27 protein-coding genes and 3 pseudogenes are annotated in these 25,232 nt (G+C 64.3%); 14 read left to right on the forward strand and 16 right to left on the reverse strand.

All coding sequences use genetic code 11. The annotated features are described in order from the left end of the window. Positions 1-121 precede the first annotated feature (121 nt). Both A7A08_RS01280 and A7A08_RS01285 read left to right on the forward strand, forming a co-directional pair. Positions 122-1,336, forward strand: coding sequence for a bifunctional 2-C-methyl-D-erythritol 4-phosphate cytidylyltransferase/2-C-methyl-D-erythritol 2,4-cyclodiphosphate synthase (locus A7A08_RS01280; RefSeq protein ID WP_069093747.1), 1,215 nt, complete (start codon positions 122-124; stop codon positions 1,334-1,336). A gap of 5 nt (positions 1,337-1,341) precedes the next feature. Next, positions 1,342-1,866: a CinA family protein gene (locus tag A7A08_RS01285; protein WP_069094254.1), complete on the forward strand. Its 525-nt coding sequence runs from the start codon at positions 1,342-1,344 to the stop codon at positions 1,864-1,866. A gap of 23 nt (positions 1,867-1,889) precedes the next feature. On the opposite strand, the gene A7A08_RS01290 is transcribed toward A7A08_RS01285, so the two are convergent. The 10 genes and pseudogenes from A7A08_RS01290 to eno form a co-directional block, all read right to left on the reverse strand. Next, positions 1,890-2,369 (reverse strand): type II toxin-antitoxin system RatA family toxin, encoded by a 480-nt coding sequence (locus tag A7A08_RS01290; protein ID WP_069093748.1) that lies wholly within the window; start codon positions 2,367-2,369, stop codon positions 1,890-1,892. 27 nt (positions 2,370-2,396) lie between these two features. After that, positions 2,397-3,374 carry a lipoyl synthase gene (lipA, locus tag A7A08_RS01295; RefSeq protein ID WP_069093749.1) on the reverse strand — a complete coding sequence of 326 codons (978 nt, stop codon included), beginning with the start codon at positions 3,372-3,374 and terminating at the stop codon, positions 2,397-2,399. 121 nt (positions 3,375-3,495) lie between these two features. Continuing rightward, complete coding sequence (locus A7A08_RS01300) at positions 3,496-3,906, reverse strand: hypothetical protein (protein WP_069093750.1); 411 nt, start codon at positions 3,904-3,906, stop codon at positions 3,496-3,498. Between the two features lie 11 nt (positions 3,907-3,917). Beyond that, a complete protein-coding gene (locus A7A08_RS01305) occupies positions 3,918-4,517 on the reverse strand; it encodes a GNAT family N-acetyltransferase (RefSeq protein ID WP_069093751.1) in 600 nt (199 codons plus the stop codon). A 9-nt stretch (positions 4,518-4,526) separates the two neighbouring features. Continuing rightward, positions 4,527-5,431, reverse strand: a pseudogene (locus A7A08_RS16115) (2-oxo acid dehydrogenase subunit E2). Positions 5,432-5,439: 8 nt separating this feature from the next. Then, positions 5,440-5,925 (reverse strand): DUF6980 family protein, encoded by a 486-nt coding sequence (locus A7A08_RS01320; RefSeq protein WP_069093754.1) that lies wholly within the window; start codon positions 5,923-5,925, stop codon positions 5,440-5,442. A 13-nt stretch (positions 5,926-5,938) separates the two neighbouring features. Next, positions 5,939-7,354, reverse strand: a complete 1,416-nt coding sequence (locus A7A08_RS01325) for a pyruvate dehydrogenase complex E1 component subunit beta (RefSeq protein ID WP_069093755.1) — start codon at positions 7,352-7,354, stop codon at positions 5,939-5,941. 17 nt (positions 7,355-7,371) lie between these two features. Further along, positions 7,372-8,319, reverse strand: coding sequence for a pyruvate dehydrogenase (acetyl-transferring) E1 component subunit alpha (gene pdhA / locus A7A08_RS01330; RefSeq protein WP_069094255.1), 948 nt, complete (start codon positions 8,317-8,319; stop codon positions 7,372-7,374). 333 nt (positions 8,320-8,652) lie between these two features. Continuing rightward, entirely contained in the window at positions 8,653-8,979 is a 327-nt protein-coding gene (locus tag A7A08_RS01335) for an FtsB family cell division protein (protein ID WP_069093756.1), read from the reverse strand. Between the two features lie 101 nt (positions 8,980-9,080). After that, positions 9,081-10,361: a phosphopyruvate hydratase gene (gene eno, locus A7A08_RS01340; protein ID WP_069093757.1), complete on the reverse strand. Its 1,281-nt coding sequence runs from the start codon at positions 10,359-10,361 to the stop codon at positions 9,081-9,083. Positions 10,362-10,558: 197 nt separating this feature from the next. On the opposite strand from eno, the gene queC reads away from it, so the two are divergent. Together queC and A7A08_RS01350 are read left to right on the forward strand one after the other, a co-directional pair. Beyond that, positions 10,559-11,281, forward strand: coding sequence for a 7-cyano-7-deazaguanine synthase QueC (gene queC, locus A7A08_RS01345; RefSeq protein WP_069093758.1), 723 nt, complete (start codon positions 10,559-10,561; stop codon positions 11,279-11,281). Positions 11,282-11,451: 170 nt separating this feature from the next. Further along, positions 11,452-12,210, forward strand: coding sequence for a hypothetical protein (locus A7A08_RS01350; protein WP_069093759.1), 759 nt, complete (start codon positions 11,452-11,454; stop codon positions 12,208-12,210). A 92-nt stretch (positions 12,211-12,302) separates the two neighbouring features. Here the strand turns inward: A7A08_RS01350 and A7A08_RS01355 are convergent, their stop codons facing one another. Continuing rightward, the gene (locus tag A7A08_RS01355; RefSeq protein ID WP_069093760.1) at positions 12,303-13,037 is read right to left on the reverse strand and encodes an SDR family oxidoreductase; all 735 of its coding nucleotides are present in this window, start codon (positions 13,035-13,037) and stop codon (positions 12,303-12,305) included. A gap of 221 nt (positions 13,038-13,258) precedes the next feature. On the opposite strand from A7A08_RS01355, the pseudogene A7A08_RS16660 reads away from it, so the two are divergent. From A7A08_RS16660 to A7A08_RS16120, 8 genes and pseudogenes are all read left to right on the forward strand, one after another. After that, positions 13,259-13,722, forward strand: a pseudogene (locus A7A08_RS16660) (AraC family transcriptional regulator); the annotation flags it as partial. Between the two features lie 180 nt (positions 13,723-13,902). Beyond that, positions 13,903-14,160 (forward strand): helix-turn-helix transcriptional regulator, encoded by a 258-nt coding sequence (locus A7A08_RS16665; RefSeq protein WP_245290800.1) that lies wholly within the window; start codon positions 13,903-13,905, stop codon positions 14,158-14,160. Positions 14,161-14,286: 126 nt separating this feature from the next. Next, positions 14,287-14,922, forward strand: coding sequence for a 7-carboxy-7-deazaguanine synthase (gene queE / locus A7A08_RS01365; protein WP_069093761.1), 636 nt, complete (start codon positions 14,287-14,289; stop codon positions 14,920-14,922). 69 nt (positions 14,923-14,991) lie between these two features. Beyond that, positions 14,992-15,168, forward strand: a pseudogene (locus A7A08_RS17055) (6-pyruvoyl trahydropterin synthase family protein); the annotation flags it as partial. Between the two features lie 65 nt (positions 15,169-15,233). Then, positions 15,234-15,368 carry a hypothetical protein gene (locus A7A08_RS17060; RefSeq protein ID WP_280948648.1) on the forward strand — a complete coding sequence of 45 codons (135 nt, stop codon included), beginning with the start codon at positions 15,234-15,236 and terminating at the stop codon, positions 15,366-15,368. Positions 15,369-15,391: 23 nt separating this feature from the next. Further along, positions 15,392-15,871 carry a preQ(1) synthase gene (gene queF, locus A7A08_RS01375; RefSeq protein ID WP_069093762.1) on the forward strand — a complete coding sequence of 160 codons (480 nt, stop codon included), beginning with the start codon at positions 15,392-15,394 and terminating at the stop codon, positions 15,869-15,871. Positions 15,872-15,965: 94 nt separating this feature from the next. Then, the gene (locus tag A7A08_RS01380; protein ID WP_069093763.1) at positions 15,966-16,706 is read left to right on the forward strand and encodes a hypothetical protein; all 741 of its coding nucleotides are present in this window, start codon (positions 15,966-15,968) and stop codon (positions 16,704-16,706) included. An 8-nt stretch (positions 16,707-16,714) separates the two neighbouring features. Continuing rightward, positions 16,715-16,882: a hypothetical protein gene (locus A7A08_RS16120; RefSeq protein ID WP_169822890.1), complete on the forward strand. Its 168-nt coding sequence runs from the start codon at positions 16,715-16,717 to the stop codon at positions 16,880-16,882. A 130-nt stretch (positions 16,883-17,012) separates the two neighbouring features. On the opposite strand, the gene kdsA is transcribed toward A7A08_RS16120, so the two are convergent. The 5 genes from kdsA to tpiA form a co-directional block, all read right to left on the reverse strand. Continuing rightward, a complete protein-coding gene (kdsA, locus tag A7A08_RS01385; protein WP_069093764.1) occupies positions 17,013-17,873 on the reverse strand; it encodes a 3-deoxy-8-phosphooctulonate synthase in 861 nt (286 codons plus the stop codon). Positions 17,874-17,937: 64 nt separating this feature from the next. Continuing rightward, a complete protein-coding gene (locus A7A08_RS01390) occupies positions 17,938-19,566 on the reverse strand; it encodes a CTP synthase (protein ID WP_069093765.1) in 1,629 nt (542 codons plus the stop codon). A gap of 121 nt (positions 19,567-19,687) precedes the next feature. After that, on the reverse strand, positions 19,688-20,047 hold the full coding sequence (gene secG, locus A7A08_RS01395; RefSeq protein ID WP_069094256.1) for a preprotein translocase subunit SecG: 360 nt from the start codon (positions 20,045-20,047) through the stop codon (positions 19,688-19,690). An 81-nt stretch (positions 20,048-20,128) separates the two neighbouring features. Continuing rightward, positions 20,129-20,551, reverse strand: coding sequence for a hypothetical protein (locus tag A7A08_RS01400; protein WP_141693791.1), 423 nt, complete (start codon positions 20,549-20,551; stop codon positions 20,129-20,131). 171 nt (positions 20,552-20,722) lie between these two features. Further along, positions 20,723-21,484: a triose-phosphate isomerase gene (tpiA, locus tag A7A08_RS01405; protein ID WP_280948578.1), complete on the reverse strand. Its 762-nt coding sequence runs from the start codon at positions 21,482-21,484 to the stop codon at positions 20,723-20,725. Between the two features lie 275 nt (positions 21,485-21,759). Between tpiA and A7A08_RS01410 the strand changes: the two genes are divergently transcribed. After that, a complete protein-coding gene (locus tag A7A08_RS01410) occupies positions 21,760-23,658 on the forward strand; it encodes a peptidyl-prolyl cis-trans isomerase (RefSeq protein WP_141693792.1) in 1,899 nt (632 codons plus the stop codon). Further along, positions 23,655-25,223 carry an anthranilate synthase component I gene (gene trpE / locus A7A08_RS01415; RefSeq protein WP_069093769.1) on the forward strand — a complete coding sequence of 523 codons (1,569 nt, stop codon included), beginning with the start codon at positions 23,655-23,657 and terminating at the stop codon, positions 25,221-25,223. Before A7A08_RS01410 ends, trpE begins: the two co-directional genes overlap by 4 nt. Positions 25,224-25,232: the final 9 nt, after the last annotated feature.

A 25,232-nucleotide genomic window follows, 5' to 3' on the forward strand; every position in this document is an offset into this window, starting at 1 on the left:
ACTGCGTAATGACATTTAATTGGGCACGATACGCAGGTTTGTGCCGCGGAGCAACACGGCAATCATGCGGCTGCGACAATGTGCTTAACGGCTTGAAATTGAAGGCGAAGGGGGAGTTTTTGTGAGAGTTGCAGCGTTAATCGTGGCCGCCGGGCGTGGCCGTAGAGCGCTCCAGTCCGCCGGCACGGCGGCTCCGTCCGATTCCGGAGCGGACGAGACGCCGAAGCAATATCGCCAAATCGGCGGTGCGCCGATGCTGTCGCACGCCATCAAGGCGTTCAGCGCCCACGAGGCCGTGACGGATGTGCTGGTGGTGATCCATGAAGGGGATCAGGAGCGTTACGATGGGATCGCAGCGGGTCTTGAGGGCGCTCTGGACAAGCTGCGTCCGGCGGTGGTCGGCGGATCCCATCGGCAGGATTCGGTGCGCTCGGGGCTCGAGGCCTTGGCGGCGGATGCGCCGGATCAGGTGCTGATCCACGATGCGGCGCGGCCGTTCGTCGATGCGGCGCTGATCCAGCGGGTGGTGGAAAGCCTGAAGACCACCATGGGCGCCCTTCCCTGCTTGCCGGTCACCGATACGCTGAAGCGGAGCAAGAACGGCATCGTGACCGAGACCGTGGACCGGGCCGGGCTGTGGCGTGCGCAGACGCCCCAAGGCTTCCGGTTCCAGGACATTCTCGATGCGCACCGGGCGGCGGTGGGCCTCAGCATGAATTTCACCGACGATGCGTCGATCGCGGAGTGGTACGGACTGCCGGTCGCTCAGGTCGAAGGCTCGGAGGCCAATCAGAAAGTGACGACCAATGAGGATTTCGTTTTGGCGGAGGCACGATTGACGGGAACGACCCGGCTGGACGGCTTGCGGGTCGGGTCCGGCTACGACGTGCACGCTTTCGGCGACGGCGATGCGGTGGTTCTGGGGGGCGTTTCGATCCCTCACGACAAGGCATTGTCCGGCCATAGCGATGCGGATGTCGTGCTGCATGCGCTGACCGACGCCCTGCTCGGCGCCATCGGCGACGGCGATATCGGCATGCATTTTCCGCCATCGGACGCCCAATGGGCGGGGGCGGATTCGGCCGTCTTCATCACCGAGGCCCTGCGCCGTGTGACCGAGCGCGGCGGGCGGGTGATCAATGCGGACGTGACGATCCTCTGCGAAGCGCCGAAGATCGGCCCTCACAGGGATGCGATGCGCAGCCGCATTGCGGAGCTGCTCGGCGTGACCTTGGATCGTATCGGCGTCAAGGCGACGACCCAGGAGGGCCTCGGCGCAATCGGCCGGGGCGAAGGGATCGCGGCCATGGCGACGGTGACGATCAGCCTGATGTGACGGACATGCATAGCGACCTGGACCAGACGGAAACTATCTGCATCGGCGAGAGCCTGGAGACCCAGGCGACGGCCGTTCTCGACCGCGCGAAGGCACTCGGGCTGCAGATGGCGTTTGCCGAATCCTGCACCGGCGGCTTATTGGCCGGTACGCTTACGGCCATCCCGGGCTCCTCGGCGGTGGTGGACCGGTGCTACGTCACCTATTCCAACCGGGCGAAGACGGAGATGTTAGGCGTCCCGGCAGAGCTGATCGCGGCGGAAGGCGCTGTCAGCAAGGCGGTGTCGTTCGCCATGCTGGAAGGCGTGCTCGAACGCTCCGGCGCCGATGTCGGGCTTTCGATCACCGGCATCGCGGGGCCCGGCGGCCAGGAGACCGAAAAGCCGGTGGGACTGGTCTATCTCGCCGCGGCGCGGCGCGGGGAGCAGCCGATTTCGGAGCGCATGCTGTTCGGCGATGCCGGCCGCACGGAGGTCCGCTCTCTGAGCGTGGACCGGGCGCTCAAGCTTCTCGCCTCGATTCTCGACTAAAGTCCGCGCTCCTGCACCAAAGGCTACGCGCCGATAGCGCGCGGCTTCATGGAGGGCGGTCCGTAGATCTGATTCGCGCGCTCCTCGAAGGCCTCGGAATATTTGCGAACCGCCTTGGCGAACAACCCGCCCATCATTCGCTCGAGCATGCGCGAGCGAAAGCTGTAGCGGATGAAGAAATGGATGTCGCAGGACGTGTCGGTCAGCGGCATGAAGCGCCAGCGGTTCTCCAGAAAGGAGAACGGGCCGTCGAGATATTCCACCAGGATGAGCCGGTCCGCCGGATCGAGCACCACCTCGGTGGTGAAGCTCTCCCGGATCAGCTTGTAGCCGACCTGCATCTTGGCGATGAGCACACGCTTGTCGTTGCGCTCTTCGGTGCTGACGATCTTCAAATCCTCGCAGAGCGGCAGATAGCCGGGGTATTTCTCGATGTCGGCCACCAGATCGAACATGTTGCGGGCGGAGTGGCCGACGCGGTGAGTGACCTCGTAAGTGTGCATGCCGGGATATTCGTTTGTGTTGTCGGTTCAGCTGCGGAGCGTCGCTTCGCGGGCGGCCCGGAGCTTCGCGAAGTCCTCGCCCGCGTGGAAGGACGAGCGGGTGAGTGGGCTGGCGGCCACGAGTAGAAAGCCCTTCTCGTAGGCCAGGTCCTTATAGCGCGCGAACGCTTCCGGGGTCACGTAGCGTTCGAGCGCCGCGTGCTTCCGGGTGGGCTGGAGATATTGTCCGATGGTAAGGAAATCGATATCCGCTTCGCGCATGTCGTCCATCACGGCGAAGACCTGCTCATCGGTCTCGCCCAGTCCCACCATGATGCCGGACTTGGTGAAGGCCGCCGGATCGCGGCGTTTGACGTTTTTCAGCAGATCCAGGGAGTGGCGATAATCGGCGCCGGGGCGGATGCGCCGGTAAAGCTCCGGCACGGTCTCCAGGTTGTGATTGAAGACATCGGGCTTCGCGGCGATGACCGTCTCCAGAGCCCCTTCTTTCTTCCGGAAATCCGGGGTGAGGACCTCAACGGTGGTGGCGGGCGCATATCGGCGGATCGCGGCGATGGTCTCGGCAAAATGACGTGCGCCGCCATCCTTCAGATCGTCCCGGTCGACGGAGGTGATGACGATATGCTCCAAGCCGAGATCGCCGGCCGCCCGGCCGACGCGCTCCGGTTCCTCGGAATCGAGAGCGTGGGGCTTGCCGGTGGCGACGTTGCAGAACGCGCAGGCGCGGGTGCAGATCTCGCCGAGGATCATGAAGGTCGCGTGGCGCCTGTCCCAGCATTCGCCGATATTGGGACAGGCGGCCTCTTCGCAGACCGTATGGAGCCCATGGCTCTGGACGATCTTCCGGGTCTCCCGGAACGCTTCTCCCCCCGGCGCCCTCACGCGGATCCAGGAAGGTTTGGGTACCGCTGGCGTGTCCGGAAGGCGCATCTTCTCGGGATGGCGCGGGCGTGGGGAGTCCGGCCTTGGCCCTCTTCCTCCTCGCCTGTCGATCAACGTCACCATGGACAATCCATCCCGGCTTCGCTCGGGAAGCCGTCTCCGCGGACACCGAGGGGGAATACTCCCGCTTCGGCCAATCAAACTATAGGCTCAACGCGGCTAAGGCGTATACCGGCCTCGACGTCTACTGGACCACGAGCTTGCGGACCACTAGCCACTGGGCGACCACCGCTATGAGCGGCGGCGCCCATATCACGAGCACGGTCCTCATCCAGCGATACGGGTCGTCCGCAAGTCCCCAATACGTCTCCGAACGCGAGACGATAAAGCAGACCGCAAGGACCAGCAGCAGGAGGCCGCATGCCCAGTCGGCCGCGCTGCGCTTTCTGAAGATAATAAGCGCGAGGGCAAACGCCAAAAGGCCTGTGCCTGCGGCTATCAATGTTGCGGAGACGCCGATCGCCGCCTCGATATTGCAGCTAAGCTGCTCGCCACTACAGGGCAGAAGATCGGCCGCAAAGGTGAGAGCCAGGCCGAGACCACCGGCCAGGACTGCCGCTGCGGGAACCGCGATGATCAGAGCTCTGGCGCGCATGGCGCACGATCCTAGGGAGCCGTCTCCGGCGCTTTCACCATCAACACCCATTCGCCGCGATGGGTCCATTCGGCCGGCGGGTGAGCCTCCTGGCGGGCGCTTTCGACGTATCCCGCGCGCTCGTATAGCCGGGCGGCGCCCTGGTTCCAGCTTCCGACGATGACACTCAAGGTCGCCGCTCCCGCTTCGCGCGCCTTTTCGTCGGCGACCGCCAACAGACCTTCGCCCACGCCCCGCCGGCGGAATTCCGGGAAGGTGGCGAGGACGTTCACATACCAGGAGCCCGGCGCCTGCGCTTCGAGCTTGACCATCGGCCGCAGCAGCTCCGGCAGCTCGTCCAGATTGCCCAGCTCGTAGGGATCGTCGAGCGGGTAGCCGATCAGCGTGCCGGCGATCTCATCGTCCAGTTCGGCGATGATGGCGTTGCGGTATGAGAACCCGCCCTCCTCCCGCCTGGCACGGTAGCGGCCGAACTCGAGCACCGACTGGCCGGGTGCCTTCAGGCCGCGCCAGAGAAACGCGGGAAGGCCCTCGCCGGCGATGTCGATAAGGACGGCGAGCGCGGAAGAATCGGCAAGTGTTGCTGGGCGGTAATCGATGTCCGATGTCATGAGACGACCCTAGATCAGCATCATGACGGGATCTTCCACGAAAGACTTGAAGGCGGCGAGAAGCTTGGCGCCGAGAACGCCGTCGATCACCCGGTGGTCGCAGGAGAGGGTCACAGACATGGTCGTGACCGTGGCGATACCCTCACCCCGCGGAACGAGCTGCTTCTCGCCCTTACCGACGGCGAGGATGCTGGCCTGAGGCGGGTTGATGATCGCCGAGAAGCGCTTGATGCCGTACATGCCGAGATTGGAGATGGCGGTCACGCCGCCCTGATATTCATGCGGGGCGAGCCGTTTGGACCGTGCGCGCTTGGCCAGGTCCTTCATCTCCACGGAGATCTCCCGCAAGGATTTGCTGTCCGCATCGCGCAGGACCGGCGTGTGAAGGCCGCCCTCCTCCAGGGCCACGGCCACCCCGATGTCCGAGGCCTTATGGAAGAGCATGCCGCCGTCGGTCCAGGTCGCGTTGCTTTCGGCACCTTTTGCAGGGCGAGCGCCATGGCCTTGATCAGGAAGTCGTTCACGGAGACGCGAAACTTGTCCGGGCCTTCGGAGGGTGAGGCCGCGTTGACCTTCTTGCGGGTGGCCAGCAGCGCGTCGAGCTCGCAATCCACGGTCAGGTAGAAATGGGGGATGGTCGCCTTTGCCTGGGTCAGCTTCTCGGCGATCATCCGGGCCATGGTGGAATGTTCGACCCGGTCGTAGCCGTCCGGCTCGTAGAGGGCGAGGATCGTCTCGTCGGATAGGGCTTGCGGCGCGGCGGCGGTTGTCGCGGTTGGCGGCTGCTTCGGCGCGCCCTCGATGTCGCGGGCGATGATGCGTCCGTTCGGGCCGGACCCCGTCAGGCGCGCCAGATCGATCCCCTGCTCTTTCGCGAGGCGCTTGGCGTAGGGCGATGCGATCAGGCGGTCCATGGCGGTGCTCAGAGGTCCCTGGCGATCCACCAGGCCTCGGAGCGGAACTCCTGGGGCAAGGTGTCGAGGATTTGGTCGAGGATGCCGATGTCGGGGCCGAAGCGCTTTTCCGCTTCATCCATATAGGCGTCGCGTACCGAGCCCGGCAGCTTCTTGCCGGACCACGGGTCGAAGGGCAACGTCATACGGGACGGACCGCCGTCGAAGACCGGCATGCCGAACTCCCGGAACACGGGGTCGTAGGCGATGGGATGCTGCGGGTCGCAAGCCGACCAAAGGAGGTCGGGGAACTCCGCATAGAGCACAGAGCGGCGCGGATCGAGGCCGAAGGCGTGACGCACCGCGGCCTTATGGCCGGCCATGATGGCGAACATCCCTTCCCAGATCTCGTCCCAGCCGGCCTCGTCGCGATGGAATGCGGCCAGGCGCTCGATCGCCGTCAGATTGGACTCGATTTCCTGGGCGAACTCGTCGTCTGTCAGGTTGCGGGTCATCGGTCGTCCTGCATCAGTCTTTGTAGAGCACCTTCTTGGCCGCCGCGATCACCTGCTCTGTCCGCGGTAGGGCAAGCTTCTCCAGATTCGCGGCATAGGGCATCGGAACGTCGGCGCCGGAGACGGTGAGCGGCGGGGCGTCGAGATCGTCGAACCCCTCCTGGGTAACGCGCGCGCATATCTCCGATGCGATGGAGCAGACGGGCCAGCTCTCCTCGATTGCGACCAGGCGATGGGTCTTGGCGAGCGACGCCAGGATCGTCTCAAGATCGAGGGGGCGGAGGGAGCGCAAATCGATGATCTCCGCCTCGATGCCCTCCTCCGCAAGCTTATCGGCGGCCTCGATGGTGTAGGTCAGGCCGTGGGAATAGGAGACCAGGGTCACGTCCTTGCCTTCCCGCAGGATGCGCGCCTTACCGATGGGCAGCACCCAGTCGTCGAGCTTCGGCACCTTGAACTGCTGGCCGTAGAGAATTTCGTTCTCCAGGAAGACGACGGGGTTCGGATCTCGGATGGCGGCTTTAAGGAGCCCCTTGGCATCGGCGGCGCTATAGGGCGCGATCACCTTCAGCCCGGGCACGTGGGCATACCAGGACGCGTAATCCTGGCTGTGTTGGGCCGCGACCCGGGCGGCGGCGCCGTTGGGGCCGCGGAACACGATCGGGCAGCGCATCTGGCCCCCCGACATGTAATGGGTCTTGGCGGCGGAATTCACCACGTGGTCGATGGCCTGCATTGCGAAGTTCCAGGTCATGAACTCCACAATGGGCTTCAAGCCGGTGAAGGCTGCGCCGGCCCCGATGCCGGCGAAGGCATATTCGGTGATAGGCGTGTCCACGACGCGCTTCGGTCCGAACTCCTTCAACAGGCCTTGGGTCACCTTGTAGGCGCCCTGATACTCCGCGACCTCCTCACCCAGGACGAAGACGTCGGGGTCGGCCCGCATTTCCTCGGCCATGGCGTCGCGCAAGGCTTCGCGAACCGTCTGGTCGACGAACTCGGTGCCTTCGGGAATCTTCGGGTCGGGGGCGATCTTCGGTTTGGGCGGTGCCTTGGCTTCGGGCTCTTTGTGGTCTGCCGGCTTAGGCTCCGGTGACGACTCGTTGGCCTGAGTTTCGCCGCTTGCTTCCGGCTCCGTCTGCTTTGGTTCCGGAGCTTCGGGAATTTTGATGTCGGAGGCGTCCTCGTCCTCGCCGAGCAGGATGGCGATGGGCTGGTTGACCGGAACGTGCTCCGTGCCTTCCGCGACCAGCAGCTTGCCGACCTTACCGTCGTCCAGGGCTTCGACCTCCATGGTCGCCTTGTCGGTCTCGATCTCGGCGATCACGTCGCCGGTCTTCACCGCATCGCCCTCCTTCACCAGCCATTTGGCGAGGGTGCCCTCCTCCATGGTGGGCGACAGGGCCGGCATCAGGACTTCTTGAGACATTGCGGCGCTTTGCAGCCTCAGGCTTCAGAGGGGGCTTGGGACTCGACGAGAACGTCGGTCCAAAGTTCTTCCGGATCGGGCTCGGGATCCTCGAGGGCGAATTCGGCGGCGTCGTTCACGACGGCGCGGATCTCCTTGTCGATGGTCTTGAGATCCTCTTCGGTGGCGATGCCGGCATCCATCAGGCGATTGCCCACGAGATCGATGGGATCGTGATGTTCGCGCACGTCCTTCACTTCTTCGCGGGTGCGGTACTTGGCGGGGTCCGACATGGAGTGGCCGCGATAGCGGTAGGTGAGCATCTCCAGAATATAGGGCCCGGCGCCCTGGCGCGCATGGTGGACTGCGCGGGCGCCCGCGTCCGCCACGGCGGAGATATCCATGCCGTCCACCTGCTCGCCGGGAATGCCGAAGGCGGCGCCGCGATTATAGAGCTTGTGGGCGTTGGCGCTGCCGCGCTCGACCGACGTGCCCATGGCGTAGCGGTTGTTCTCGATCACGTAGACGACCGGCAGCTTCCACAGCGATGCGATGTTGAAGCTCTCGTAGACCTGGCCCTGATTGGCGGCGCCTTCGCCGAAATAGGTCAGACAGACGCGGCCGTTGTCCCGGTAGTGGTTGGCAAAGGCGATGCCAGTGCCGAGTGGTGCGGGCGTGCCGACGATGCCGTGGCCGCCGTAGAACTCCTTCTCCACGGAGAACATGTGCATGGAGCCGCCCTTGCCCTTGGAGTAGCCGCTGCGGCGGCCGGTGAGCTCGGCCATGACGTATTTCGGATCCATTCCGCAGCTCAGCATGTGGCCGTGATCGCGATAGGCGGTGATGACCTGGTCGCCCTCCTCGATCACCGTGCGCATGCCGGTGACTATGGCTTCCTGGCCGATATAGAGGTGGCAGAAGCCGCCGATCCGCCCCATGCCGTAGAGCTGTCCCGCCTTCTCCTCGAAGCGGCGGATCAGGAGCATGGCGCGATAGGTGTCGAGGCTGGAGGTGTCGCCCTTGCGGCCGATCACCTCGTCGCGACCTCGGCCGCGAAGCTCTCGGTGTGTCCATTCCCGTTTCCGCCGGCAGCGCCGTTGCGCGGTCCCGCCGCGGCTTCCGGCGGATCTGCTTCCAACCGGCCTTTGTCTTCCGACGGGTTTTGCGCCGCCTGAGACAGGAAGCGTGGAATGGGCTGGGAATTTTGGCTTTGAGTACTCAACCGGGCCTCCGTCGGCTCAAGCCACTGGAGGCAGTTTTACACGGATCGACCCTGCCCCGCCACCGACGCAGCCGGGCTTTTCCCAGCTATCGGCCGGCTAGCGTTCGGGACGCGGCATGAAGGATTCGTTGGGCGCTCGTCGCTTCATCATGACGACCTCGTCGTTATGGGCGAGATCGAGAATGGCGCGGGCGCGCTCGTCGAGCATGTCGGGGTCGAGGCTTTCGGGACGCAGCAGCGCCACGTCGCGCTCCAGGCGCTTGCGGACTTCCTGGAGCCCAGCGAGCTCGCCCTGCAGCACCTCCTTGCGGGACTGCAGCTCCTCACGGGCCTTCATACCGTGATCGCCGCTCTGCAGGCTGTAGCCGAAATATGCGCCGATCCCGCAGGCGAGCAGCGGGAAGATCAGTGACCGGACACCCATGACAGACGCGAAACCCCCTCCCCGGAAACCTTCCCCCGATGGCGCCACGCTTTGGCGCGGGGGCGAATCGGCAGTCTCGGCGAGAGAGAGTTAAGGCCTGGTTACGCGCCGCGCTTCAGGACTGATTTACCGGCATATTTCGCGGATGCGCCCAGCTCTTCCTCGATGCGGAGAAGCTGATTGTACTTCGCCACCCGGTCGGACCGCGCCAGGCTGCCGGTCTTGATCTGCCCGCAGTTGGTGGCCACCGCCAGGTCGGCGATCGTGGAATCTTCCGTCTCGCCGGAGCGATGGGACATCACGGCGTTGTAGCCGGCGTCCTGGGCCATCTTGACCGCTTCGAGGGTCTCGGTCAGCGAGCCGATCTGGTTCACCTTCACCAGGATCGCGTTGGCGATGCCCTTGTCGATACCCTGCTTCAGGCGGGTGACGTTGGTGACGAAGAGATCGTCGCCAACGAGCTGGCACTTGTTGCCGATGAGCATGGTGAGGGCCTTCCAGCCGTCCCAGTCGTCCTCGGCCATGCCGTCCTCGATGGAGAAGATCGGATAGTTGGAGAGGAGCTCGCCGTAATACTCGGCCATGTCGGCGCCTTCGAGAACCTTGCCTTCGCCGGCGAGATTGTACTTCCCGTCCTCGAAGAACTCGGTCGCGGCCACGTCGAGGGCGACATACATGTCGTCGCCGGGGGTGAAGCCTGCGTCCTGGATTGCGGTCAGCACGAAGTCCAGGGCCTCGCGGGTGGAGCCAAGATTGGGGGCGAAGCCGCCCTCGTCGCCGACATTTGTGTTGTGGCCGGCGGATTTCAGCGCCTTCTTCAGGGCGTGGAAGACCTCGGCGCCCATGCGGAGCGCCTCGGAGAACTTGTCCGCGCCCACGGGCACGATCATGAATTCCTGGAAATCGATCGGGTTGTCGGCATGGGCCCCGCCATTGATGATGTTCATCATGGGGACGGGCAGCAGGTTGGCCTGCTCGCCGCCGAGATAGCGGTAAAGCGGCTGGCCCTTGGAGGCCGCGGCCGCCTTCGCGATGGCAAGCGACGCGCCGAGAATGGCGTTGGCGCCGATGCGCTTCTTGTTCTCCGTCCCGTCGAGATCCCGGAGCGCCTTGTCGGCGGCTTCCTGGTCGAGGGCGTCCATGCCTTTCAGGGTCTCGGCGATCTCGCCGTTGACGGCCTCGACCGCCTTCTGGACGCCCTTGCCGAGATAGCGGCTGCCGCCGTCGCGCAGCTCGTGGGCCTCGTGGGCGCCGGTGGAGGCGCCGGAGGGCACCGCAGCGCGACCGAAAGCGCCGTCTTCCAGCGTGACATCCACCTCGACCGTCGGGTTGCCGCGGCTGTCGAGAATTTCGCGGCCCTTCACGGATTTGATTGCGGTCATAGGGGTTCCTCGCTTTAAAAAGCGCTTCTTCGCGGCTTTACGGATTTCATGGAGGGCGCATCGGACCGCGCCCAAGGTTCCGTCCTCTTAACAAAGGCCCCGTAAAAGCGAAAGCGCGTTGTTGCGTCACCCTGGCTTTGCAGGGCCGGAAGACATCAACATAAGCGGCATGATGAAAGCGTCCGAGACTGCGAAAAATGGCCTATAATTCCCACCGTGCCCTCGTGCTCTTCTCAGGCGGGCAGGATTCGACTGTCTGCCTGGCTCACGCTCTTTCCCGTTACACCCATGTCGAGACAGTGGGGTTCGATTACGGCCAGCGGCATGCGGTCGAGCTCGAGTGCCGGCAGACAGTTCTCGACCGGCTGCGGGAGGCCTTCCCGGATTGGGCGCGCAAGCTGGGCGCCGATCACATGCTCGACCTTTCCGGATTCGGTGCCATCAGCGACACGGCGCTGACCGGCCAGTCCGAGATCGTGATGCTGGAGTCCGGTCTGCCGAGTACCTTCGTGCCCGGGCGGAACCTCGTCTTTTTCACCTATGCATCGGCTCTCGCCTATCGGCGGGATCTGCGGGTGCTCGTGGGCGGGATGTGCGAGACGGACTATTCCGGCTACCCGGACTGCCGCCACGAGACATTGGAGGCGCTGGAGCGGGCGCTCCGGCTGGGCACCGAATTCGACTTCGCCATCGAGACTCCCTTGATGTGGCTGTCCAAGGCGGAGACCTGGGCCCTGGCTGACCGTCTCGGGGGGCAACCCCTCGTCGATCTCATCATCGAGCACAGCCACACCTGCTATCGCGGCGACCATCAGACCCGCCACGACTGGGGTTATGGCTGCGGCGATTGTCCGGCCTGCGAGCTTCGGGCCCGCGGGTATCGGGAATGGCACGCCGCGCGGGACACCGCCGGCGACTAAGCGAGAGCCATTTCAGAGCGCTAGCGCGCCGGGTTCCGTCTCCTCTTCTCCATGTCCGCGACGGGATAAATTCGCCCTTCATGCCGAAAAATGGCATAGCTGATGCCGTCGTTCGGCTATTCCCACCGCGCGGCATGATGAGAAACTGGGAGAATCATACGGAGATACGCATGAAAGCTTTGATGCGACATGCGCCGCTCGTCGCGTTTTGTCTGACGATCGGCGTCTTGTTCTTGACCGAGGGCGTGCCCTGGGTCGTCGCTCAGTCCGAAGCCGCGCCGGCGACGGCGCAGGCCTCGACGACTGCCCCTTCCGATACGTCCGATACCGCCGTCTCGTCGGATAAGACGGGCGAAACCGTGGAGGTCGCCGAAGACGAGACCTCTTCTTCCGGCGATGACGACCAGAAGGCCGGCGCCGCGGCAGATGGCGCACCTGAGGCAGCCGACAAAGCCAGCGACGCTGTGGAGTGCTGCAAGCCCGGCGATCAGACCCCGCCAACGGAGCTTGTCGAGAAGATACCACCGGGCGGTCTGCACAGCCCTTATCCCGACTACAAGAAGATGGCAGCCGACGACCCCAAGCTCGTCGTTCAGTTCCGGCTTCCGGGCTGCAACGAGTGCCATGGCGGCACGGGCGGCGGCGGCTTCTGCCCCGCGCTCAGCCAAGGTGTCTGGTTCTGGGGCAACACGGACGACGTGCTGTTCCGGTTGATCACCCTCGGTTCCGACGGCCTGGAGAAGCAGGGCTTCTACCGCCGTCAGTGGGGCAGCGTCCATGCGGGCATGCCTGCGATGGGCCACACCATCAAGACCGCCGATCACCTCTGGAAGATCATTGCCTTCATCCGGTCCATCAACCCTCCGGGCACCAATCCGCCCGAGAAGGTGATTCCGGGCAAGATGGAGCTTGAGGACTGGGAGAAGTAAGCACTTCTCGCTTCCCAGCATGAAAAAGGGAGGCGGAAGATTTGCGTCCTCCGCCTCCCCTATTCTCATCCCTCGATCAGAGGGAACCAAGCCTAGAGATCCTGCACCGTCGGGCGCACGATCATCTCGTTCACATCCACATCATCCGGCTGGCCGATGGCGAATGCCACGGACTCAGCAATGGCCTGGGACGAGATCGCGATCTGGCCGAACCCGTCGGCCATCTTCGCCGTCTCCTCGTCGGTGATGTGCTCCAGAAGCTCGGTCGCTACGGCGCCGGGCGAAATGATCGTCACCCGGATATCCTTGTTCTCCTGGCGCAGACCTTCGGAAATCGCGCGGACGGCGAATTTCGTCCCGCAATAGACCGCGCCGCCCGGGAAGACGACGTGGCCGGCCACGGAGGACAGGTTGATCACCTGACCGGAGCCCTGCTTCTTCATGAGAGGAAGCACCGCGGCGATGCCGTAGAGGGTGCCCTTGATGTTGACGTCGACCATGCGGTCCCACTCGTCCACCTTCAGGGCCGTCAGGGGCGATAGCGGCATCAGGCCGGCGTTGTTGACGATGACGTCGACCTTGCCGAACTCGTCGATCGCCGCCTTGACGAAGGCATCCACCTCGTCCCGTTTGACGACGTCGACGGATTTGAATGCTGCGCTACCGCCGGCATCCTTGATGTCCTTCACGATCTTCTCGAGATTGTCGGTGCGGCGGGCACCCAGCATGACCTTGGCGCCCTGCTTCGCCAGATGGCGGGCGGTGACCTCGCCGATGCCGCTGCTGGCGCCGGTGATCAGTACGACTTTTCCTTCGATATTCGCCATGGTCACTCTCCTTCTTAATCTGCGCCTCGGCGCCTTGTGACTGGTTGGGAAAGTGGGGCTTGTGCGCGTGGAGCGGTAGTCAGATGGTCCGGGCCTCTTGCCTAATCCTCTAAAGTTGCCGTTTTGCGCAAGACGCGGCGGATCGGGAGGCGCTAGGTTGGCGTCGGGCTGGATGCGCGGTTTTCTCCCGCGGTCTTGGGCTTACAAAAGGATTGCAAAGAATGGAAAAGCGGCGCGAGCTCGCCTCTCTCATTGATCGATTTTCCGAGGCCGACGGGGTTCAGGCAACTGCGATCCCGCGCCTGTTCCTGATCAAGAGCTCCACGCCGACCCTTCCCCTCCATACGGTCTACGAGCCCGCGGTCTGCATCATCGCCCAAGGCAGCAAGCGGGCGATCCTGGGCGAACAGGTGCTTTCCTACGATGCGGAGAAGTATCTGGTGATCTCCGTCGACGTGCCGGCGGTGGGCCAGATCATGGAGCGACGCCGGAAGAGCCGTATCTTTGCCTTCGCTTCGATCTGGACCGTGAGACGCTGGCGAGCCTGCTGCTCGATCAGGCGTTTTCTGAGGTGCGGCCGATGGCGCCGGCCCCTGCCCTTTCGGTCAGCGCGGTGACGCCGGAGTTGACGGATGCCGCCATCCGCATGCTGCGCCTGCTGGATTCGCCGGAAGACGCCAAGGTGCTCGCGCCGCTGATCGAGCGGGAGATCCTGTTTCGTCTTCTCCAGGGCGAGCAAGGGGCGAAAGTTCGCGAGATCGCCATGGCCGATAGCCGCTTGCAGCGAGTCAGCCGCGCGATCGGATGGCTGAAGACCAATTACCGCGAGACGCTACGGGTGGACGATCTGGCGGAGACCGCTGGCATGAGTGCGTCGGCCTTCCACAGCCACTTCAAGTCCATCACCGCCATGAGCCCGTTGCAGTACCAGAAGCAGCTCCGGCTTCAGGAGGCGCGCCGGCTGATGCTGCTGGGGATGCGGGATGCGGCGTCAGCCAGCTACGATGTGGGCTACAGCAGCCCCTCTCAGTTTAGCCGGGAGTACCGGAGGTTGTTCGGCCTGCCGCCGTCTCAGGATATCGAGCGGTTGCGGGATCTGCCGCAGAGTTTGGTGGCGGCTTAGCGGTCCACCACGCTCGAGCGTCATGCCGGGTTCACCCGGTGATGACGAGGCGGAGTATTGGTCCGAGATCTGAACTCAAGGGTTCCCTTGCGCATCTCCGCATAAATCGCCAATTTCCGGGCCAAGATGACTTACGCCGTCAAAGAGATCTTCTACACGCTGCAAGGCGAAGGGGTGCAGGCCGGAAGGCCGGCCGTCTTCTGCCGTTTTGCCGGCTGCAATCTGTGGTCGGGGCGCGAGGAAGATCGAGGCGAGGCGGTCTGCCAGTTCTGCGACACGGATTTCGTCGGAACGGACGGCACCGGGGGCGGCAAGTTCCGCGAAGCGGAGGCGCTCGCGGCTGCCTGCAAGGCCGAATGGAAGGGCAATGGCGGGACACGGCCATTCATCGTGCTGACCGGTGGCGAGCCCATGTTGCAGGTGGACGATGCGTTGATCGACGCGCTGCATGGGGTCGGCTTCGAGATCGCCATCGAGACCAACGGCACCCTGCCCGTACCGCGCTCCATCGACTGGATCTGCGTGAGCCCCAAGGCGGGCGCGCCGCTTCAGCAGCGGAGCGGCGACGAACTGAAGCTCGTCTATCCTCAGGACAGCCTCAGACCCGAGGACCTGTGGGATCTCGACTTCGCCCATCATCTGCTGCAGCCCATGGACGGTCCGCACAAGGCGGAGAATACCCACGCCGTGATTGACTATTGCATGGCGCACCCCAAATGGCGGTTGAGCGTGCAAAGCCACAAGATCTTGGGCTTACGCTAAATTAGCCTAGCTTGCGCCAAATTGGCCGAACCACTGGTCTGGCCCAACGAAATCTCATAAACAGCGCCCATGCGGATCTATAAGGAATTCTTCTTCGAGGCGGCCCATCTGCTGCCGTCGGCGCCCGATGGCCACCCGAATGCGCGGGTGCATGGCCACTCGTTCCGCGTGCGCGTCTCGATCGACGGCGCGCCGGATCCGAAGACCGGCCTGGTCGTGCATTTCGAAGAGGTTGCGAAGGCGATCTCGGAGGCGCGCGAGGCGCTGGATCACCGCTTCCTCAACGATATCGAGGGGCTGGAGCTGCGACCTTGGAGCGTATCACCATGTGGATCTGGGACCGGCTCCATAACCGCCTGCCGGGTCTGTCGGAGGTTGCCGTGTCCCGGGACAGCTGCCAGGAAGGCTGCATCTATCACGGGCCGCACCCGCTCGCGGCCGAGTAGCATTTGCCGAATAGGATCTTGCGATGGCCGGAGAGGCCGATACGCCCAAACATACGGAAGAGCTGACCCAGCTCGGCCACGAGACCGCCATTCCCCGGTCGCCCGATGAGGCGCGGCTCGAGCGGGTGCCGAACCCGCATCCTGGGACGGAGTATCTCGCGCGCTTCACCTGTCCGGAATTCACCTGTCTCTGTCCGGTGACCGGTCAGCCGGATTTCGCCCATCTGGTGATCGACTACGTGCCGGGCGACTGGCTGCTCGAATCCAAATCCCTGAAGCTCTACCTGTTCAGCTTCCGCGATCACGGCGGATTCCACGAGGAGACCACCGTCAGCGTCGGCAAGCGGATCGTCGAGGAGATCGCGCCGCCCTTCCTGCGGATCGGCGGCTATTGGTATCCGCGGGGCGGAATTCCCATCGATGTCTTCTGGCAGCATGGTGAGGCGCCGCAAGGCCTCTGGCTGCCGGACCAAGGCGTGGCGCCCTATCGCGGGCGCGGCTAAGGAGCGTTTTCATGGTTGCGATGGAGCACGACCTCATCATCACCAATGGCGATCAGGCGGGTAACCTGCTGCGCTCGTCCATCGCCGGCGCGAGGTGCTGCCCTGGCGTGACGTGCTGCACGAAGGCCCGGTGCCTTTCACCGAGGAGCGCGAGGAGCTTGATGCGATCCGCGCCGACTATCTGGCCTCCCGGGGCTGGGCAACGCCCGAGCAGCTTCGCAACGATTTCGAGTCGCGCAATCGCGGGCTGATGGTCTCGGAGGTGTTCGACCGGGTGGCGCTGTGGTTCGAGCACGATCTCTACGATCAGCTCCAGCTGCTCCAGATCCTCGATTGGTTCGACGCCCATCCGCGGGAGCCGGGCAAGCTCCTGCTGGTGCAATCGTCGGAGTTCATCTCCCACATGACGGCGGAGGACCTGCCGGATCTGCGCGCGTCCGAGCAGCCGGTCACCGAGGAGCAGCTTGCGCTCGCCGCGCGAGGCTGGGCTGCCTTCCGCTCCGATACGCCGGAGGAATGGGCGGAGCTTCTCGACAGCGCGGATGCGTCCCTGCCCTATCTCCGGCCGGCGGTCTTGCGCATGCTGGAGGAGCTGCCGGGGCGTGACGGGCTGACCCGCACCGAGCGGCAGATGTTGCAGCCACTCGCAGTCACCGAGCTCAATCCGCCCCAGATGTTCGCCCTTTCCCAGCGCCAGGAAGAGGCGATGTTCATGGGCGATTGGAGCTTCTGGGCCGTGCTGGACGGCTGTCGCTTTGCGATACGCCGCTGGTCGACGGGCTTCAGAACGTCTTCTTCAGCCCCGAAGACGCCGCCGGAACCCAGACCTATCTGAAGAGCTCGGTGGGCCTTTCGGAATTCGGCAAGGCCGTCGTGATGGGCGAAGCGGACCGGTATTCGGAGAATTCCATCGATCGCTGGTGGGGCGGGACCCACCTCACCGACGACAATCTCTGGCGCTGGGACCGGGAGGCTCAGGAGCTGATCCCGCCGGGTGTGATCGAGGTTTAGATCAGGACGGTGTCTTCCCGCTGAAACGGGCAGGACAGAGGGCGTCGCTGCGGCGGTGACAGACGCGCAGGCTGTCATCCCTGCGAAAGCAGGGATCCAGTGACGATGAGGAGACTAGGCCAGCGTCGGGCTAGGCCGTCTCCGTCGCCGGCGTCTTGATCAGGTAGTCGATGGCGATCAGGTCGGTGAGAAGCGTTTCCAGCTCACTCAACGGCACCATGTTCGGCCCGTCGGAGGGCGCGCTGTCGGGATCCTCATGGGTCTCGATGAAGAGCCCCGCGACGCCGACCGCGACGGCCGCCCGGGCCAGGGTCGCCACGAAGCGGCGCTCGCCGCCCGACGAATTCCCCTGCCCGCCCGGCTGCTGCACCGAATGGGTGGCGTCGAAGATCACCGGCGCGCCGGTTTCCGCCATGATGGGGATGCTGCGGAAATCGGTGACGAGGGTGTTGTACCCGAAAGAGGCGCCGCGCTCGGTCAGGAGCACGTCCTGATTGCCGGCGTCGCAGAGCTTGGCCAGGACGTTCTTCATGTCCCAGGGCGCCATGAACTGCCCCTTCTTCACATTGACCGGCTTTCCCGTCTCGGCAGCCGCAACCAGCAGATCGGTCTGGCGGCAGAGGAAGGCCGGAATCTGCAGCACGTCCACGACCTCGGCGACCTTCTTGCATTGATCCGGTTCGTGGACGTCGGTGATGACGGGGAGGCCGAGCTCTTCGCGGATATCGGCGAAGATGGGAAGCGCCTTGTCGAGTCCGATGCCGCGCTTCGCCGAACCGGATGTGCGGTTCGCCTTGTCGAAGGAGGATTTGTAGACGAGACCCAGCCCGAGGTTCTGGGCCATCTCCTTCAGGGCGCTCGCCATCTCCATGGCGTGGTCGCGGCTCTCCATCTGGCAGGGGCCGGCGATCAGGGCGAAGGGTTTGGTATTGTCGAAATCGACCTTGCCGACGGCGACGGATTTGTGGGGGTCGTTCTTGAAAAGAGCCATTCGGGCTTTCTGCCACTAATTCCGGGGACGCGTCGAGCCTCGATAAATGGGTAGTGGCGCCCGATTACACCAGGCGGCTCTGCTCCACCGCGGCGCCGATGAATGAGGCGAAGAGCGGATGGGGCGCGAAGGGCCGCGACTTCAGCTCCGGGTGGAACTGCACGCCGACGAACCAGCGATGATCGGGAATTTCGACGATCTCGGGCAGGAGCCCGTCGGGCGAGAGGCCTGAGAAGCGCAAGCCCGCCGCTTCGAGCACGTTGCGATAGCGCATGTTCACCTCGTAGCGGTGACGATGGCGCTCGGAGATTTCGGTGCCGCCATAGATCTTCGCCACCCGGCTTCCACCGTCCAGAATGGCATCGTAGGCGCCGAGCCGCATGGTGCCCCCGAGATCGCCGCCATTGCGGCGGATCTGCAGCTCCTCGCCCTTCATCCATTCGGTCATCACGCCGACGACCGGCTCTTCCGTCGGGCCGAATTCCGTGGAGCTTGCCCCATCGAGGCCGGCAAGGTGGCGAGCGGTCTCGATCACCGCCATCTGCATGCCGAAGCAGATACCGAAATAGGGAAGATTGCGGGTGCGCGCGAACTTGGCGGCGTCGATCTTGCCTTCCGCACCCCGCTCGCCAAAGCCGCCGGGCACCAGGATGCCGTGGACATCCTCCAGATAGGCCGCGGAATCCTGCTTCTCGAAAATCTGAGATTCGATCCAGCGCTGATTGACCTTCACCCGGTTGGCGATGCCGCCATGGACCAGCGCCTCGCTCAAGGACTTATAGGCGTCCTTCATGCCGGTATACTTGCCGACGACGGCGATGGTCACCTCGCCATCGGGGTTGTGGACGGTCTCGGCGATCTCCCGCCAGGCAGCGAGATTGGGCGGGGGCGCATCCTTGATGCCGAACGCTTCCAGCACCTCCGTGTCGAGCCCCTCCTCGTGATAGGCGCACGGCACGTCGTAGATGCTCGAGACGTCGCGCGCCTGGATGACCGATTCGGGCCGGACGTTGCAGAACAGCGCGATCTTGCGGCGTTCGTCCTCCGGGATCTCCCGGTCGACCCGGCAGAGCAGCACGTCGGGCTGGATGCCGATGGAGCGTAGCTCCTTCACCGAGTGCTGTGTCGGCTTGGTCTTCAGTTCGCCGGCGCTCGGAATGAACGGCACCAGGGTGAGATGGATGAAGATCGAATCCTGGCGCGGCAGTTCGTTGGAGAGCTGGCGGATGGCTTCGAAGAAAGGCAGGCCCTCGATATCGCCGACCGTGCCGCCGATCTCGCAGAGCACGAAGTCCACGCCCTCGTTGCCGGTGACGATGAACTCCTTGATGGCGTCGGTGACGTGGGGGATCACCTGCACCGTCGAGCCGAGGTAATCGCCGCGGCGCTCCTTGGCGATGATGTCCTGATAGATGCGGCCGGTGGTGATGTTGTCGGCCTGGCTCGCCGGGGTTCCCGTGAAACGCTCGTAATGGCCGAGATCGAGATCGGTCTCGGCGCCGTCGTCGGTGACGAAGACCTCGCCGTGCTGATAGGGGCTCATGGTCCCCGGATCGACGTTGAGGTAGGGGTCCAGCTTGCGCAGGCGGACCTTGTATCCGCGCGCCTGCAGCAATGCTCCGAGAGCGGCGGAGGCCAGTCCTTTTCCGAGGGAAGAAACCACGCCGCCGGTAATGAATATGTACCGCGCCATGGGCCTCGACCTTACACCGGAATCAGTTGCACGCGTAGCTTAAAGAACAGCCGTCCACCGGCATTGCGATGGAAAGATTGACGCGGGCGGCCGGTCTTTCGCGGCCTGCCGCCCTACCCGCCTATTCGGACTGGGGCGCCTGTGGCTCGGCGGGCGCCTTCGGCGTCGCCGGAGCCGGGCTCGACGGCAGAGCCGGCAGGTTGGTATCCCCACCGATCGTGCCGCCGGTGAGCGGCGAGGTGCCGCCCGTGTTGTATCCGGCCAGGATCGTAAGCAGCAGGCTGGTGGCGAAGAAGGCCGCGCCGAGCACGGCGGTTGCGCGGGTGAGCGCGTTGCCTGCACCGCGTCCGGTCATCAGCCCGCCGCCTCCACCGCCGCCGCCGCCAATGCCCAGCGCGCCGCCTTCGGAGCGCTGCAGCAGAACCACGGCCACGAGGCCGGCGGCGATCATGAGATGGATGACCAGAAGAATTGTGCTCATCAGAAGCTGTCCGTGAATCCAAGAAAGCGGCTCCAACGCCGGTCCGGCGCGAGCACGCACTGTTTCAAAGCGGGGTCTTAGCTAATCGATGCGGGCTTGGCTAGTGCTTACGACCCGCTGCCCCGCTTCGTGCTGCGGCGTATGCTCCGCCCGCTGCTCCTCCTCGCGTTTTTGCACGGGCGGTTCAGGCCGGCGAATGGGGAGCGGGATCATGTCCCAATACTTCTTGATGTAGCGGCCCTTGCGGCACTGGAACTCCAGTCGCTCCTCGAGCACGAGATACTCGCGGACCTGGTCGAGCTTGGCCGCGTCGAGATTCGTCTTCACCCAGTCAGGCCCGTGATCGAGGGCATCCTTGATCTCGGGGGTGAGCTTGGCGTCATGCTTGGCCTTGAGCTGGTCGCACGCCTCCTTATCGAGCGGCAGCGCATACGCGCTTCCGCCGGAGACCAACGCAAAAGCGATGGCGGCTATAAGAAAAGTCGCAGTGCGCGAAACCAACATCCTGCCCCTTGTCAGACGCATTCAGCCCCAAAACCTTGGCACGTTTTCGTTACCCGAAGCTTGCAGCCGCAACCTCAGGCTGAGATCGCGGTCTGGCTTCGGAACTAGGCCGAAGAATGGCGAAGATGATGGGGTCTGCCAACCGTTGTAGGGTTCAAACGGGGCCGAGACTCACGAGTTTTTGCCGTAAGTTGCCAGAATACCATAGAAATCGTCGGCCTTGAGGCTTGCTCCGCCTACCAAAGCGCCATTCACGTCCGGCACGGCCAGGAGCTCGGCGGCGTTGGAAGGCTTCACGGAGCCGCCATAGAGAATGCGGACCGATTCGCCCGATTCGCCCAACTTTTCAGTGAGATGACCGCGGATGAACCGGTGTACCTCGGCGACATCCTCAGGGGTCGGCGTGAGCCCGGTGCCGATGGCCCAGACCGGTTCGTAGGCGATGACCGTGTCCTCGGCGTCGATATCGTCGGGGAGCGACCCTTCGAGTTGCTTGCCGATGATCGCGAGGGTGATGCCGTCGCGCCGCTCCTGCTCCGTCTCACCGACGCAAATGATGGCTACCAGTCCTGCGCGGTGGGCAGCGGCGGCCTTTTCGGCGATGAGAGCGTCGGTCTCACCGTGATCGGCACGGCGCTCCGAATGGCCCACGATGACGGCGTCGGCGCCCGCGTCCGCCAGCATCTCGGCGGAGATATCGCCGGTATGGGCGCCGGATTCGGCGGCGTGGCAATCCTGGCCGCCCAGGGCGATGGCGGTCCCGGCCAGCATGTCGTGGGCGCGGGCGATGAGGGTGGACGGAGGGCAAATCATGATGTCCGCCTCGTCGATGGGCTCGTCTTTCAGCTTCTTGCCCAGGGCCGTGAGTTCCGCCAACGAGGTCTCGAGCCCGTTCATCTTCCAATTTCCGGCTACAAGCGGTCTTACGCCCACGCTGTTCCCCCTCGCCTTTCTGGCTGGATGGCTGATTCCATAGTCGTTTCAGTTGGTTATTTTATGGTCGGGCCCGCGCGTCTCAGCGTCGGCCCGGCTTGCCGCCCGAAACGTTGCTCCCTATGATGCCGCCGCCTCACCGGAATGTCCAAAGATTGAACTTGCATTTCCGCGCTCTGGCGTGGAATTCCGCACCGGTAGAAAACAATTCGAACGGTCGAGCGCCTCTTCTTTCGCGAGGGTGACGGTGCCGGCTCCTAGGGAAGGTTAGACGCGTGGCTCTCGATTCTATGCGCAAAGGCGCCAGCCGCTTCTTCGGCGTTATCCTCATCGGTCTGCTGGTGGTGAGCTTCGGGGTGTGGGGCATTGCCGACATCTTCACCGGCTACGGCAGCCAGACCCTGGTGAAGGTCGGCGATACGGAAGTGAACCGTGACGACTATCTCCAGGTCCAGCGCGAAGTGCTGCAGGGGATGAGCGGCCAGGCCGGCCGTACCATGAGCCTTCAGGAAGCCCGCGCCCAGGGGCTCGACGCCCAGGTGCTGGAGCGGCTGGTCGGCGGTGCCGCGCTCGATACCCATGCCCAGGATCTCGGCCTCGGCATCAGCGACGACAAGCTGCTGGAAGAGATCATGAAGGATCCCGGCTTGCAGGACGACGCGGGCAACTTCAACGGCGCCATGCTGCAGCAATATCTCGCTCAGATGGGCATGAGCGAGCAGACCTTCCTGGAGATTCAGCGGGAGCGCAATCTGCGCCGCCAGATCCTGTCCACCCTCGGCCAGACCGTGGCCACGCCGGATTTGCTGATCGATGCGCTGGACACCTACAACAATCAGACCCGCACCTTGCGCTACGTTTTGGTGCCGGAGAGCGCCGTGGATGCCTCTCCGGATCCCACGGAGACCGATCTCAAGAGCTTCTACGACAACCACCAGGCCGAGTTTACCCAGCCGGAATACCGGACCATCGGCGTGATCGCGGTGTCGCCTGAGACCGTGAAGGACCAGGTGGAGATCAGCGAGAAGGAGCTGAAGGACGAGTACGAGGCCAACAAGGCCGAATACGACACGCCTGAGAAGCGGCATGTCTATCAGATCTCCTTCGCCAACACGGAAGACGCCAAAAAAGCCTATGACGAGATCAAGGGCGGCAAGGACTTTCTGGAGGTCGCCAAGGCCGGCGGCATGAAGGAGAGTGACGTCGATCTCGGCGTGCTGACCCGCACCGGCATGGTCGATCCCGTTCTGGCCGAGGCTGCGTTCAAGCTGGAGGATGGCGGCGTCAGCGAGCCGGTCACCGGCAAGCTGGGGGCGATCGCCCTGCTCCATGTGAGCAATATCATTCCCGGCAAGGAAGCGAGCTTCGACAAGGTGAAGCCCGAGATCGAGAAGAAGATCCTCGCCAGCCGCGCCGAGAGCGTCATTTTCGATACCCACGACCGGATCGAGGACGAGCGTGCCTCGGGCGCCACCCTGGAAGAAGTCGCCGAGAAGCTCGATCTTCCCTACAAGGAAATCGAGAAGGTCGACGCCCAGGGCAACACCGCCTCGGGCGTGCAGCCGGAGATCCCGCAGAAGCAGAAGCTGCTGCAGGAGGCCTTCGCTTCCGATGTGGGGGTCGAGAACGATCCGGTCGATGCGGGGGATGAAGGCTTCGTCTGGTACGACGTGGTCGATATCACCCCCCAGCGGGTCCGTCCCTTCGAGGAGGTGAAGACCGAGGTCGGGCGCATGTGGCGCCAGGACGACCGGCAGAAGCGTCTCGCCGAATACACCGCCAAGCTGGTCACCGAGCTCGACAAGGGCGAGGCGACCCTCGCCGACATCGCCAAGAAGCATGAGGAGGATGTCGTCACCACCCAGCCGCTGAAGCGGTCCGGCATGGCGCTGAACGTGCTGCCTCAGGCGGTGGCTCAGGCCTTCTCGCTGCCCGATAAGGCCTACGGATCGGCCGAAGCCGGCGTCCAGGGCGCGCGTATCCTGTTCCAGGTCGCAGAGGTCACGCCGCCCAAGGCGCTCGACGGACCGGCGCGCGCGGAGCTTGAGCGTCAGCTGAAGGTGTTCATCAGCGACGATATCCTGTCGCAGTATTTCGGTGCGCTGCAGGACCGTTACCAGGTGAGCGTGAACCACGAAGCCATCAACCGGCTGACGGGGGCCGAACAGCAGTGAGTTCGGAGACCGCCGCTCCAACTGGGGACGCGGCCGGAAATGGCGGTGCGGAATCCGTGAAGCCGGATTTCGAGGCGTTTCGGAAAGCGTATGACGCAGGCGCGGCCCAGGTCGTCTGGACCCAGCTCGTCGCCGATCTGGAGACCCCTGTCTCGGCGTTCCTCAAGCTGGCCCACGAACGGCCGAACAGCTTCCTGCTCGAGTCGGTGGAAGGCGGGGCAACGCGCGGCCGTTATTCCATTATCGGCTGCGATCCCGACCTGATCTGGCGCGCCGTGGCGGACAAGGCCGAGATCAACCGGACGCCGGACGAGGATGCGGATTCCTTCGCTGCCGAAGCCGATGCCCCGCTGGAGTCGCTGCGGGCGCTGCTGAAGGAATCGGCGATCGATCTTCCCCATCAGCTGCCGCCCATGGCGGCGGGCGTTTTCGGCTATATGGGCTACGACACGGTCCGTCTGGTGGAGGATCTGCCGAACGACAAGGCCGATCCGCTCGGGCTGCCGACCAGCCTCATGGTGCGGCCGCGGCTGATCGCGATTTTCGATTCCGTGCGGGACGAGATGATTCTGGTCACGCCGGTGCGCCCGTCTGCAAATGTGGGCGCCGAGGCGGCCTATGAGGCGGCGCGGGCCCGGCTGGGCGCAGCGCTGGCCAAGCTGGAAAGTCCGCTGCCCCATCAGCCGCGCGAGGAGAGCCTGGCCGAGGCACCGACGCCCCAGCATGTGACGGCGCCCGAGGACTACATGAAGAAGGTCGCGGCGGCGAAGGACTACATCACCGCAGGCGATATCTTCCAGGTCGTGCTGAGCCAGCGTTTCGAGGCGCCCTTCACCCTGCCGCCCTTCTCGCTTTACCGGGCGCTGCGACGGGTGAACCCATCGCCTTATCTCTACTATCTGAATTTCGGCGATTTCGCCGTGGCAGGCTCCAGTCCGGAAATCCTGGTGCGGGTTCGCGACGGGGTGGCCACCATCCGGCCGATTGCCGGCACGCGGCCGAGAGGCGCGACGCCTGAGGAGGATGTTGCCCTCGCCCAGGAACTGCTGGCCGACGCCAAGGAGCGCTCGGAGCATCTGATGCTTCTGGATCTCGGGCGAAACGACGTCGGGCGTGTGGCGGAGGTCGGCTCCGTTTCGGTCACCGACAGCTTCTTCCTGGAATACTACAGCCAGGTCATGCACATCGTTTCCAACGTGGAGGGTACGCTTGACCCCCGCCACGACGCGATCGATGCGCTGATGGCGGGCTTTCCGGCCGGCACGGTTTCGGGGGCGCCGAAGGTTCGCGCCATGCAGATCATCGACGAGCTGGAGGACGAGCGTCGCGGGCCCTATGCAGGCTGCGTCGGGTATTTCTCCGCCGGCGGCGAGATGGACAGCTGCATCGTGCTGCGCACCTCGGTCATCAAGGACGGCAAGATGTACGTCCAGGCGGGCGCCGGGCTGGTCGCCGATTCCGTTCCCGAGCGGGAGCAGGCCGAATGTGTGAACAAGGCGAAAGCGCTGTTCCGAGCGGCCGAAGAGGCTGTACGCTTCTCCTCGCGGGACCGGCGCGGCGGTTGAGGCCTCTCC

The sequence above is a fragment of the Methyloligella halotolerans genome (assembly GCF_001708935.1).
In the GTDB taxonomy this organism is placed as follows: Bacteria; Pseudomonadota; Alphaproteobacteria; order Rhizobiales; family Methyloligellaceae; genus Methyloligella; species Methyloligella halotolerans.

Coding starts and splice junctions, on each gene's coding strand:
- A7A08_RS01325 (WP_069093755.1), bottom strand. CDS start 7,354: ATGTCTCAAGAAGTCCTGATGCCGGCCCTGTCGCCCACCATGGAGGAG.
- A7A08_RS01400 (WP_141693791.1), bottom strand. CDS start 20,551: ATGTTGGTTTCGCGCACTGCGACTTTTCTTATAGCCGCCATCGCTTTT.
- queE (WP_069093761.1), top strand. CDS start 14,287: ATGACTTACGCCGTCAAAGAGATCTTCTACACGCTGCAAGGCGAAGGG.
- A7A08_RS16665 (WP_245290800.1), top strand. CDS start 13,903: ATGAGTGCGTCGGCCTTCCACAGCCACTTCAAGTCCATCACCGCCATG.
- A7A08_RS01350 (WP_069093759.1), top strand. CDS start 11,452: ATGAAAGCTTTGATGCGACATGCGCCGCTCGTCGCGTTTTGTCTGACG.
- A7A08_RS01355 (WP_069093760.1), bottom strand. CDS start 13,037: ATGGCGAATATCGAAGGAAAAGTCGTACTGATCACCGGCGCCAGCAGC.
- secG (WP_069094256.1), bottom strand. CDS start 20,047: ATGAGCACAATTCTTCTGGTCATCCATCTCATGATCGCCGCCGGCCTC.
- A7A08_RS01285 (WP_069094254.1), top strand. CDS start 1,342: ATGCATAGCGACCTGGACCAGACGGAAACTATCTGCATCGGCGAGAGC.
- A7A08_RS01335 (WP_069093756.1), bottom strand. CDS start 8,979: ATGGGTGTCCGGTCACTGATCTTCCCGCTGCTCGCCTGCGGGATCGGC.
- A7A08_RS01300 (WP_069093750.1), bottom strand. CDS start 3,906: ATGCGCGCCAGAGCTCTGATCATCGCGGTTCCCGCAGCGGCAGTCCTG.
- A7A08_RS01320 (WP_069093754.1), bottom strand. CDS start 5,925: ATGACCCGCAACCTGACAGACGACGAGTTCGCCCAGGAAATCGAGTCC.
- pdhA (WP_069094255.1), bottom strand. CDS start 8,319: ATGCTCCTGATCCGCCGCTTCGAGGAGAAGGCGGGACAGCTCTACGGC.
- queF (WP_069093762.1), top strand. CDS start 15,392: ATGGCCGGAGAGGCCGATACGCCCAAACATACGGAAGAGCTGACCCAG.
- A7A08_RS01390 (WP_069093765.1), bottom strand. CDS start 19,566: ATGGCGCGGTACATATTCATTACCGGCGGCGTGGTTTCTTCCCTCGGA.
- lipA (WP_069093749.1), bottom strand. CDS start 3,374: ATGGTGACGTTGATCGACAGGCGAGGAGGAAGAGGGCCAAGGCCGGAC.
- A7A08_RS01305 (WP_069093751.1), bottom strand. CDS start 4,517: ATGACATCGGACATCGATTACCGCCCAGCAACACTTGCCGATTCTTCC.
- kdsA (WP_069093764.1), bottom strand. CDS start 17,873: ATGGCTCTTTTCAAGAACGACCCCCACAAATCCGTCGCCGTCGGCAAG.
- eno (WP_069093757.1), bottom strand. CDS start 10,361: ATGACCGCAATCAAATCCGTGAAGGGCCGCGAAATTCTCGACAGCCGC.
- queC (WP_069093758.1), top strand. CDS start 10,559: ATGGCCTATAATTCCCACCGTGCCCTCGTGCTCTTCTCAGGCGGGCAG.
- A7A08_RS01290 (WP_069093748.1), bottom strand. CDS start 2,369: ATGCACACTTACGAGGTCACTCACCGCGTCGGCCACTCCGCCCGCAAC.